Annotated in this window: 8 protein-coding genes and 1 tRNA gene; 8 read left to right on the forward strand and 1 reads right to left on the reverse strand. The window is 68.9% G+C overall.

The annotated features are described in order from the left end of the window. Nucleotides 1–52: 52 nt before the first annotated feature. Together ACFWY5_RS12815 and ACFWY5_RS12820 are read left to right on the forward strand one after the other, a co-directional pair. Entirely contained in the window at nt 53–1,402 is a 1,350-nt protein-coding gene (locus ACFWY5_RS12815) for a hemolysin family protein (RefSeq protein WP_379615679.1), read from the forward strand. Further along, nucleotides 1,399–2,415: a hemolysin family protein gene (locus ACFWY5_RS12820; RefSeq protein WP_379615681.1), complete on the forward strand. Its 1,017-nt coding sequence runs from the start codon at nt 1,399–1,401 to the stop codon at nt 2,413–2,415. The genes ACFWY5_RS12815 and ACFWY5_RS12820 overlap by 4 nt, the downstream gene beginning before the upstream one ends. Before the next feature lie 434 nt (nt 2,416–2,849). On the opposite strand, the gene ACFWY5_RS12825 is transcribed toward ACFWY5_RS12820, so the two are convergent. Further along, nucleotides 2,850–2,932, reverse strand: a tRNA-Leu gene (locus tag ACFWY5_RS12825). Between the two features lie 200 nt (nt 2,933–3,132). Between ACFWY5_RS12825 and ACFWY5_RS12830 the strand changes: the two genes are divergently transcribed. Genes ACFWY5_RS12830 through ACFWY5_RS12855 form a run of 6 tightly spaced genes read left to right on the forward strand, consistent with a single transcriptional unit; the run spans nt 3,133 to nt 9,943 of the window. Continuing rightward, on the forward strand, nt 3,133–3,873 hold the full coding sequence (locus tag ACFWY5_RS12830) for a DUF3662 and FHA domain-containing protein (protein ID WP_184959026.1): 741 nt from the start codon (nt 3,133–3,135) through the stop codon (nt 3,871–3,873). A 17-nt stretch (nt 3,874–3,890) separates the two neighbouring features. Then, nucleotides 3,891–4,361: an FHA domain-containing protein gene (locus ACFWY5_RS12835; RefSeq protein ID WP_379615684.1), complete on the forward strand. Its 471-nt coding sequence runs from the start codon at nt 3,891–3,893 to the stop codon at nt 4,359–4,361. Beyond that, entirely contained in the window at nt 4,358–5,626 is a 1,269-nt protein-coding gene (locus ACFWY5_RS12840) for a Stp1/IreP family PP2C-type Ser/Thr phosphatase (protein WP_379631838.1), read from the forward strand. The genes ACFWY5_RS12835 and ACFWY5_RS12840 overlap by 4 nt, the downstream gene beginning before the upstream one ends. A gap of 44 nt (nt 5,627–5,670) precedes the next feature. Beyond that, complete coding sequence (locus ACFWY5_RS12845) at nt 5,671–7,035, forward strand: FtsW/RodA/SpoVE family cell cycle protein (protein WP_379615798.1); 1,365 nt, start codon at nt 5,671–5,673, stop codon at nt 7,033–7,035. Next, on the forward strand, nt 7,032–8,498 hold the full coding sequence (locus ACFWY5_RS12850) for a peptidoglycan D,D-transpeptidase FtsI family protein (protein WP_379615688.1): 1,467 nt from the start codon (nt 7,032–7,034) through the stop codon (nt 8,496–8,498). Before ACFWY5_RS12845 ends, ACFWY5_RS12850 begins: the two co-directional genes overlap by 4 nt. Further along, nucleotides 8,495–9,943 (forward strand): serine/threonine-protein kinase, encoded by a 1,449-nt coding sequence (locus ACFWY5_RS12855; protein ID WP_379631840.1) that lies wholly within the window; start codon nt 8,495–8,497, stop codon nt 9,941–9,943. Before ACFWY5_RS12850 ends, ACFWY5_RS12855 begins: the two co-directional genes overlap by 4 nt. Nucleotides 9,944–9,986: the final 43 nt, after the last annotated feature.

A 9,986-nucleotide genomic window follows, 5' to 3' on the forward strand; every position in this document is an offset into this window, starting at 1 on the left:
GGAGTAGCTGCCCGTGCACGAGCACGGGTTCCGCTGAAGGCGGCTCACTGCGGTGAGCGCCTATCTGGGCCTGCTGGCCCTCCTCCTCCTCACCGTCGCGACCGGTTACTTCGTCGCGCAGGAGTTCGCTTTCGTCGCCGCTGACCGGGGAATCCTGCGCGAGCAGGCCGCGGCCGGCGACAAGTCCGCCGAGAAGGCTCTCCAGGTGACCTCCCGGCTCTCCTTCATGCTGTCGGGCGCCCAGCTGGGCATCACCGTCACCGCGCTGCTCGTCGGCTTCCTCGCGGAGCCGGCCATCGCGACGCTGGTGCGGCCCTGGCTGACCGACCAGGGCCTGCCGCCCGCCGTGATCACCGGCCTTTCCGTCACCGCTGGCGTGTTCGTCGCCACGGTCGTGCAGATGGTCCTCGGCGAGCTGGCCCCCAAGAACCTCGGCATCGCCAGGCCCGAGGCCGTCGCCAAGTTCCTCGCCCGTTCCACGCTTGTCTACCTGGCCGTGGTCGGCCCCCTCGTGCGGCTGTTCGACTCCGCCGCGACGGGCCTGCTGCGCAAGGTGGGCGTCGAGCCGGTCGAGGAGGTGGAGCACGGCGCGACCCCCGAGGAGCTCTCGCGGATCATCGCCGAGTCCACCCAGGCGGGCGAGTTGCCCCCGCGCCTGTCGGAGCTGCTGGAGCGCGCGCTGGAGTTCGGCGACCGCAACGCCGAGGAGATCATGGTGCCGCGCCCGCGCGTCGTCGTGCTCCGGTCCGACCGGCCGCTGTCCGACCTCGTCGACGCGATCAGGGAGCACGGCCACTCCCGCTACCCCGTTCTGGGCGCCGACGGTGACGTCGCCGGTGTCACCGGGGTACGCGAGCTGCTGGCCTCCGGCCGGGAGGACGGCGTGATCGCCGAGATCACCCGCCCCGCGCTCCTGGTGCCGGACTCCCTTCCCCTGCCGCTGGTGCTGGAGCGTATGCGCCAGGCCAAGGACGACATCGCCTGCGTCATCGACGAGTACGGCGGGCTGGCCGGCGTCGTCGCGGTCGAGGACCTGGCGGAGGAGCTGGTCGGCGAGCTCGTCGACGAGAACGACCCCGAGCCAGAAGGCGCCACCGAGCACCCCGACGGCACCTGGGAGGTGCCCGCTTCCTTCCGCCTCGACGAGGTCGAGCGCGCGACGGGCATCGCCCTGCCGGAGAGCGACGACTACGACACGCTGGCCGGGCTCGTGCTGGCCCGGCTCGGCCGCATGGCCGAGCCCGGCGACGCGGTGACGGTCGAGTGCACGCCGGAGACCGACCCGTTCTCCGAAGACCCCGATGAACACCTCGCCGAACTCACGGTTCTGTCGCTCAGCCGCAGAGTCCCCGAGTGGGTACGGCTGGCGCCGGTACAGCACCACGCGAGGGCCGCCCGATGACCATGATCATCATAAGCCTCGCGCTGCTGGCCTTCAACGCCTTGTTCGTCGCGGCCGAGTTCGCCTTCGTCTCCGCCAGGCGCCACCGCCTGGAAGAGGTGGCGACCGGCGGCAACCGCATGGTCAGGTTCGCCGCCAAGTCCGCCGTGGGCGGCAGCAGGCAGCTGTCGCTCATGCTGGCCGGCGCCCAGCTCGGCATCACGCTGTGCACGCTGGGCCTCGGCCAGGTGACGGAACCGGCCATCGAGCACTTCCTGGAGCCGGTCTTCGCCGCGATCGGCGTACCGGAGTCGCTGCGGATGCCGATCGCGCTGACGATCGCGCTGGCCCTGGTCACGTTCCTGCACATGGTCATCGGCGAGATGGCGCCGAAGTCCTGGGCGCTGACGCACCCGGAGCGGGCGGCGTTGCTGCTGACGGTGCCGTTCAGGGCGTTCACGTCGCTGATGAAGCCGCTGCTGTGGTCGCTGAACGGAGTGAGCAATCTCATCCTGCGCCTGTTCGGCGTCGAGGCCCGCGACGAGCTGGCCACGACCAGGACGCCGCGCCAGCTCGCCATGCTGGTGGGCGAGTCGGCCAGGATGGGCCTGCTGGACCGCGAGGAGCACGACCTGCTGACCCGGGCCCTGCGCCTGCAGGCCGAGGGCATCGAACGCCTGATGGTCCCCATCGCCGAGGCCGTCTGCGTACCGCCGGAGGCGACGGCGGGTCAGATCAAGGAGGTCGCGGCCAGAACCGGACACCTGAGGCTCCTGGTGGGCTCGGACGTCAACGTCCAGGGCGTCCTGCACGCCCGGGACGCGCTGCTCCACAAGGAGGCGACCGCGGGCGTCCTGGCGCGGCCACTGCCCCGGCTGGCCTGCGTCACGCAGGTTCCCGAGGCGGTCACGGCCCTCCAGGAGGCACGGGCCCACCTGGGCCTCGTGACCAGCGCGGACGGCAGCGTCATCGGCCTGGTGAGCCTGACCGACCTTCTGGGCGAACTCCTCGACATGCGGGCGATCGCCGCCTGATAGGTCAAATCTTGTCCGCTCATGGCGAAACCCGCGAAAGCGGTTAGAAAGCGAGTTGCAAGCGCCCGCGTCTAGGTTCTCCGGACGCGGGCGCTCGCTGCGCGCATGGCAAAAAAGAAGAGCCCCGGCTCTTGCGAACCAGGGCTCGTTTCGTCACTGTGGGTCTGCCACCAGCAAGGCCAAAGCATCAGAGCCCGGGAACAACACCCCGGGAAACAGGAAGGACCTGGCAATCACGATGACCGGGGGCGAAAGCACAAACCGGGAATCAAGATGACCGCCGCCCACCTAACGCGGGCAAAAGCCCGGCCAATCAAGGCCACCCGGGCGAAAGCCCGGCTGGGGGTCCGGGGGTTATCCCCCGGGGTAAACAACGAGGAGGCCTGCGGGAGCAACTCCGCCAGGAGTTGCGACCACAAACCTCCGCCTGCTCGTGGGCGAGGAGGGATTTGAACCCTCACGTCCTTTCGGACACACGGACCTGAACCGTGCGCGTCTGCCGTTCCGCCACCCGCCCTTGTTGGGTGCGGAGAAACAGTAGCACGGAACTGCCGCTGGTACTGAACCCGGATACGATCGCATAAGACACGGGAGCGGATGAGCTGGGCGCGACTGCCGACGAGCGCCTGGCTCACGGTCGCGTGGAACGTGCGGAAGCCCAGGAGCAGCAGCTTCTTGGCGGCCGCGATCATATGCACGGAGGAAGGGAGGTACCCGGTGGGAGTCCTTCAGCGCTTCGAGCGACGGCTCGAAGGCTTGGTTGAGGGGGCCTTTGCGCGGGCGTTCAAGTCTGACCTTCAGCCGGTCGAGGTCGCCAGCGCGGTTCAGCGTGAGATGGACGAGCGCGCGGCGATCGTCGCCCAGGGTCGGACACTCGTGCCCAACGACTTCGTGGTTGAGCTGTCCACCACGGACAGCGAACGGCTTGAGGTCTACGCCGACAGCATCAGCCACGAGCTGGCCAACCTCGCCAGGGAGTACGCCAAAGAGCAGGGCTACTCCTTTGTGGGACCGGTCCGGGTGCGTTTCGAGACGGCCAACGACCTCGCGGTCGGACTGTTCCGCATCAGGTCGGGCGTCATCCGCGGCGCCACGGTCGAACAGGACGAGATCCGCCAGCCGGCCAGCGACCTGCCGCCCTCGCGGCCGAACGCCTTCAACGGCAGGCCCCGCCTGCTCGTCTCCACGCAGGACGACCCCCAGGGCGACCGTTCCTACGAGCTCACCACGCCGGTGACCTTGCTGGGCAGGGGCACCGACTGCGATCTCCGTCTCGTCGATCCCGGCGTCTCCCGTCACCACGCGGAGCTACGCGTCGAGGGCCAGCAGGTGGCCCTCGTCGACCTGGGATCCACGAACGGCACTTTCGTCAATGGCCAGCCGGTACGCAGGATCGAGCTCCAGAACGGCACGCGAGTGACGTTGGGACGCACGACCCTGGTGTTCCGGCGCGATTAGGGGTAGACAAACGGTCCATGTCCGAGCTCACGCTGCTGCTGATCCGGCTCGCCTTCCTGGCGGTGCTGTGGTTTTTCGTCATTGCCGCAGTCGGCGTGATCCGGACTGACTTGTTCGGGTCACGCACTGCTCCCGCGGGGCCACGCAAGGGCACCAAACCCGCCAAACCCGTGGCAAAGCCAAAGCCCAAGAAGGGCGAGCCACGCCAACTGGTTGTGACGGGTGGCCCCCTGCAAGGCACCACCATTAACCTCACGGAGACGCCCATCACCATCGGCCGGGCCAACGACGCCACGCTGGTAGTCAGCGACGACTACGCTTCCAGCCGGCATGCCCGGCTCTTCCCTCAGGACGGTCAGTGGATCGTGGAAGATCTCGGTTCGACCAACGGCACGTATCTCGACCGCTCAAAAGTCACCCGTCCGACCCCGGTGCCGCTCGGTGTTCCGATCCGCGTCGGCAAGACAGTCATTGAATTGCGCAAATGACCATCGCACTCCGCTACGCCGCCCGCTCGGACGTCGGCCTCCTCCGCGAAGGAAACGAGGACTCGGCGTACGCTAGCGGCCGCCTGCTCGCCGTCGCGGACGGTATGGGCGGGCACGCACACGGCGAGGTGGCGAGCTCTGTCGCCATCGCCGCAATGGCCTCACTCGAAGAGGCCCAGCAGGGGGGTGACCTGCTCAACGCCATCGAGGCGGCGGTACGCGACGCCAACCGCAAGCTGCACGAGATGGTGGGCAGGGATCCGAGCCTCAAGGGGATGGGCACCACCCTGACCGCCATGCTCTGGAACGGCACCCAGGTCGCCCTGGTGCACGTCGGCGACTCGCGCGCCTACCTGCTCAGGCGCGGGGAGCTTTACCAGATCACCCACGATCACACGCTGGTGCAGCAACTGGTCGACGACGGCCGGATCACCCCCGAGGAGGCGGCGACGCATCCTCAGCGGTCGATCCTGCTCAGGGCGCTCGACGGCAGCGGCGAGGTCGATCCCGACCTCACGCTGCGCGAGGCGCAGATCGGCGACCGCTACCTGCTCTGCTCCGACGGGTTGTCCGGTATGGTGAGCGCGGAGACGCTGCACGCCACGCTGACGAACATCGACGACCCGGAAGAGGTCGTGCGCCAGCTGATCGACCTGGCCAACCGGGGCGGCGGTCCCGACAACATCACGTGCGTGCTCGCCGATGTGATCGAGCTGACCGACGGGCAACAGGTGCCCGCGGAGGCCGCGGTCGTCGGCGCTGCGGGCATGAATCGCTCCCACCCCTCGGGCAATCCGGCGGGGCGAGTAAGCGCGGTGACCGCGCCCCAGCCGGCCATCACCGACGATGACTTCGACGAGCCGGGCGTCCAGACGTCCCGCCGTTCGCCGAAGCGTCGCCGGGTGTGGCCTGTGCTGGTCACCGTGCTCGCCGTCGGCGCGGTCGTCGTAGGCGTCGGCGGCTACGTCGGCTGGCAATGGACCCAGGACCAGTTCTTCGTCGGAGCTAGGGGCGACGAAGTGGTCATATATCGCGGCATCCAGCAACAAGTCGGGCCGCTTGAGCTCTTCAAAGTAGTCAAGGGGACCGGCCTGCAGATATCCACCCTTTCAGACCCCGACAAAGCCGACATCCAGCAGGGCATCCCTGTCGAAAGCATTGATGACGGCATCAAGAGGATCAGCGGCTTGAAGCCCTCCACGAACAAGTCAACTCCGCCGGCTTCCACCTCGCCCACCCCGACAGCGACGAAGAAGTCGCAGTAGGGTCCGAACAGGTGAGTAACGAAGTGGCAGCAGCCCCCGTCCCCATGCCCGCGAAACGGCGTGTGGCGCAGCTTCTCATGCTCGCGCTCGCGGTGGTCGTCGTGATGGGCGCGTACGCCAACGTCGGCCTGGCCATGGACGAGAAGATCCCGTCCGGCATGCTCACGTACGGCCTCAGCCTGGGCGGACTCATGCTGGCCGCCTACCTGGTTCTGGCGAAGTTCGCGCCCTGGGCCGACCCCCTGATCCTGCCGCTGGTGACGCTGGTCAACGGCCTCGGCCTGGTGATGATCTACCGGTTGTCCGAGTCCGACTCCCCGCTGCCGTCGGCCACGCTGGCCTCGCCCAACACGCAGCTTCTCTGGACGCTGATCGGCATCGTGCTGTTCAGCGCCACCCTGATCTTCCTGCGCGACCAGCGCGCGCTGCAGCGGCTGACCTACACCGCCGGCGCCGCCGGGCTCTTCCTGCTGGTCTCGCCGCTGATCCCGGGCCTGGGCCAGGAGCTCAACGGCGCCCGCATCTGGATCGGCATCCCGGGGGTCGGCCAGATCCAGCCCGCCGAGTTCGCCAAGCTGGCGCTGGTCGTCTTCTTCGCCGGCTACCTGGTCGCCAAGCGGGACGTGCTCGCGCTGGCCGGGCGACGGCTGCTCTTCATCGACCTGCCCCGCGCCCGCGACCTCGGCCCCGTTCTCATCACCTGGGGCGTCAGCCTGGGCGTCCTGGTCATGCAGAAGGACCTCGGGTCGTCGCTGCTGCTGTTCGGCACGTTCATCGCGATGCTCTACATCGCCACCCAGCGCATCTCGTGGGTCATCATCGGCATCCTGCTGTTCGTGGGCGGCGCCGTACTGGCCGGGCTGGTCTTCGACCACGTGCAGCAGCGGTTCGAGGTCTTCCTCAACCCGGGCGACCCCGAGCTCTTCACCAAGATCGGCGGCAGCGAGCAGCTCATGCAGGGCCTGTTCGCGATGGGCTCGGGCGGCATCCTCGGCACCGGGCTCGGGCAGGGGCACCCCGAGCTGATCCCGCTGGCCTTCTCCGACTTCATCTTCGCCGCGACCGGCGAGGAGATCGGACTGACCGGCCTGATGGCGCTGCTGATGGTCTACGCGCTGATCGTGGAGCGCGGCCTGCGTACCTCGATCGCGGCCCGCGACCCGTTCACCAAGCTGCTGGCGGGCGGCCTGTCCTTCCTGCTGGCCTGGCAGGTCTTCATCATCGTCGGCGGCGTGACGAACCTGATCCCGCTGACCGGCCTGGTCACCCCGTTCATGTCCCAGGGTGGTTCCGCCCTACTGGCTAACTGGATACTTATCGCCCTTTTGGTACGCATGTCGGACGCGGCGAGAAGGCCTCCGCCCCAGGCGATCCAGGACGAAGGACTGACGCAGGTGTTCCAGCGATGAACAGCACACTCAAGCGCGCCGCCGTGGCCTGCCTGGCCATGTTCGCGCTGCTCATGATCAACGTCAACTATCTGCAGGCGGTCAAGGCCGACGGCTACCGCGAGGACTCCAGGAACAACCGCAACTACTTCGAGCGGTACGCCGTCCAGCGCGGACGCATCACCGCCAGCGGCAAGACGATCCTCGCGCAGTCGACGGAGACCAAGGGCCCGTTCAAGTTCCTCAGGGAGTACCCGGAGGGCGAGCTCTACGCGCACGTCACCGGCTTCTTCTCCCCGGAGAGCGAGTCGGCCGTCGAGCGCGCCGAGAACAGCCTGCTCGACGGCTCCAGCTCCGACCTGCTCCTGCGGCGCAGCATCGACCTGTTCACCGGCGAGCCCACCAAGGGCGCCAACGTCGACCTGACGATCAACCCCAAGGCGCAGAAGGCGGCCTACGACGCGCTGCGCCAGAGCGGCAAGCGCGGGGCCGCGGTCGCGATCGAGCCCAAGACCGGCAAGATCCTCGCCCTGGTCTCGCTGCCGACCTACGACCCGGCCAAGATCTCGGTGCCGGAGAAGCCGCAGGCGTTCTCGGCGTACAACAAGCTGGAGAAGAACCCCGACAAGCCGCTGATCAACCGCGCGATCGGGGACTTCTACGCGCCGGGCTCGACGTTCAAGGTCGTCACCACCGCCGCGTGGCTGGAGGACGACTCCAGCCGCGACGGCCAGACGGTCGTGGACGCGCCCACCCGCCTGTCGCTGCCGAACACCACCACCACGCTGCCCAACTACGGCGGCGCGGCCTGCGGCGGCGGCCAGGTGCCGATGGTGTACGCGCTGGAGCGCTCGTGCAACACCCCGTTCGGCAAGATCGGCCTGGATCTCGGCTACGCGAAGATCGCCGAGCAGGCCAGGAAGTTCGGCGTGGGCGAGCCGCTGAGCATTCCCATGGGCGTCGAGGCCAGCACGATCGGCAAGGAGGAGACGGACGACCCCGCCGCCATCGCCATGACCTCGATCGGCCAGCGCAGCGCGGTGATGACGCCCCTGCAGATGGCCATGGTCGCCGCCGGCATCGCCAACAACGGCACGGTCATGAAGCCGTACCTCGTCAACAAGATCACTGACGCCAAGGGCGACGCGGTCGACGAGGGCGAGCCCGAGGAGTTCTCCGAGGCGATGAGCCCCGAGAACGCCACCAAGCTCAAGAACATGATGGTCAGCGTGGTCGCCAACGGCACCGCCAAGACCGCCCAGATCCCCGGCGTCGAGGTGGGCGGCAAGACCGGCACCGCCGAGACCCGCGAGGGCAAGGCGCCGCACGCCTGGTTCATCTCCTTCGCCCCGGCCCAGGACCCGCAGGTGGCCGTGGCCGTCTTCGTCGAGTCCGGCGCCGCCAGAGTCGGCGAGGAAGCCACCGGCGGTGGCGTCGCCGCCCCGATCGGCAAGGCGATCACCGAGGCGGTGCTCAACAAGTGACCCCGGGCACGCAGCTGGCCAACCGCTACCTCCTCTTCTCCCGCATCGCCGCGGGCGGCATGGGCGAGGTGTGGCGTGCGCGCGACCAGCTGCTCGCCCGTGAGGTCGCGGTCAAGGTGCTGCGCAGCCACGTCTCCGGCGACCCCACCTTCCGCAGCCGCTTCCGCAACGAGGCGCGCATCACCGCCGGGCTCGCCGACCCCGGCATCGCGCAGGTCTTCGACTACGGCGAGGAGGCCGATCTGGCCTTCCTCGTGATGGAGCTGGTCCAGGGCGAGCCCCTGTCGGCCATCCTCGGGCGCAACGGCTCGCTCGGGCCCGACGTGGCGCTCGACGTCATCCACCAGACCGCCAAGGCGCTGCACACCGCCCACAGCTCCGGCGTGATCCACCGCGACATCAAGCCCGGCAACCTGATGGTCACCCCCGACGGCAAGATCAAGGTGACCGACTTCGGCATCGCCAGGGCCCTGGAGGCCGCGCCGGTCACGCAGACGGGCACCGTGCTCGGCACCGCCCAGTACGTCAGCCCGGAACAGGCCCAGGGCACCACCCTCACCCCGTCGACAGACCTCTATTCCCTCGGCGTCGTGGCCTACGAGTGCCTGGCCGGGCGGCCGCCGTTCCAGGCCGACACCCAGGTCGCCATCGCGCTGATGCACCTCAACGAGACGCCGCCGCCGCTCGGCGTGGACGTGCCGCGGCCGGTGCGCGAGCTGATCATGGCGCTGCTGTCGAAGGACCCCGAGCGCCGGCCCGCCTCGGCGATGGAGCTGGCCGATCGGGCGTACGTGCTGCGCGACTCGCTGGCCGCGCTCCAGCAGCGGACCGATCTGAGCATGTTCACCGACCCGGCCGGGTTCCGGGTGCGGGAGCCGTACACCGGTGAAGCGAGCGGGCCGCGATCGGGCGAGGTCGAGGGCGTGGCTCAGGGGTACGGCGAGCCGTACCCGCAGCCGGAGGGGTCGGATCGCACCACCGACGACCTCGGCGGCGGCGCGCCCCTCACCACGCGGCAGGCCCCGGCGGCCCGCAAGGGCCGGCGCACCGTTGTGCTCTTCGCCACCGCGGCGTCCGTGGCGGCGGTGGGTTTCGGTGCTTTCATGGTGGCAAGAGGGCAGGAGGCGCCACCGCCTGACGTGGCCGAACCCACCCAGGCGTCGCTCAACCGGCCCGCCGAGATAAAGCCGCGCAAGACGAAGACGCCGACCCCGCGTCCGTCGGTGGTTCCGGTGAAGTCGACGCGGCCGGTAACCTCGCGGTCAGCTACCGTAAGCTCGTCGGCAACTCCAAGTCAGAAGCCGACTCCGAAACCGACCCCGACGACGACCCGGACCCGGACCCCGACTCCGACACCCACCCCAACGCCCACGATGTCGCCGACACCGACACCGACGGCCTCACCTGACCCGGGTGATACAAACCCGCCGAAGGAGGAGACGTGATGCGTCTCGGGGTCGATGATGGACACCGGCGGCCACTCGTTAC

It is taken from the genome of Nonomuraea sp. NPDC059007 (genome assembly GCF_042740555.1).
Lineage (GTDB): Bacteria > Actinomycetota > Actinomycetes > Streptosporangiales > Streptosporangiaceae > Nonomuraea.

Bases quoted from the DNA above. Each gene is read 5' to 3' on its own strand.
- ACFWY5_RS12820 (WP_379615681.1), top strand. From the start codon at position 1,399: ATGACCATGATCATCATAAGCCTCGCGCTGCTGGCCTTCAACGCCTTG.
- ACFWY5_RS12835 (WP_379615684.1), top strand. From the start codon at position 3,891: ATGTCCGAGCTCACGCTGCTGCTGATCCGGCTCGCCTTCCTGGCGGTG.
- ACFWY5_RS12840 (WP_379631838.1), top strand. From the start codon at position 4,358: ATGACCATCGCACTCCGCTACGCCGCCCGCTCGGACGTCGGCCTCCTC.
- ACFWY5_RS12845 (WP_379615798.1), top strand. From the start codon at position 5,671: ATGCCCGCGAAACGGCGTGTGGCGCAGCTTCTCATGCTCGCGCTCGCG.
- ACFWY5_RS12850 (WP_379615688.1), top strand. From the start codon at position 7,032: ATGAACAGCACACTCAAGCGCGCCGCCGTGGCCTGCCTGGCCATGTTC.